This window comes from Ectothiorhodospira variabilis (assembly GCF_022227625.1).
GTDB classification, from domain to species: Bacteria; Pseudomonadota; Gammaproteobacteria; order Ectothiorhodospirales; family Ectothiorhodospiraceae; genus Ectothiorhodospira; species Ectothiorhodospira haloalkaliphila.
Genome location: NZ_JAJNAO010000069.1, coordinates 1 through 333 on the forward strand (window position 1 = coordinate 1; position 333 = coordinate 333).

The window sequence follows — 333 nt, forward strand, 5'->3', positions numbered from 1 at the left end:
ATCTTCCACCGTGACCTGAACCCCCAGCGCAGCAAAATGGCTGTAGAACACGCTGGCGTAGTGCCCTTCGTACCGGGCAATCGGGTTGTTGCGATACCAGTCATGGGGTAGGCCGGCGTACAGAGCCTTCAGGTGGGCTTCCAGGCCGGCCATGTCAGCTACTTTCAGCAGGCGCGGCAAGCGGATGACCACATCATCAAAGACGGCATGGCTGACGCCCAGCGCCGGCAGCAGGGCCTCATTGAGGCTGATTTCCACCTCCTGGTTGGGCAGGCCCAGTTTGTAGAGGGGCCGGTTGGGGACTTCTTCGTGGATGTCCTTGAGGGTGAGGTA

The 333-nt window shown here is 60.7% G+C and carries 1 pseudogene; it reads right to left on the reverse strand.

The window, feature by feature from the left end:
• A pseudogene (locus tag LPW30_RS15965) lies at positions 1-333 on the reverse strand (PD-(D/E)XK nuclease domain-containing protein); the annotation flags it as partial.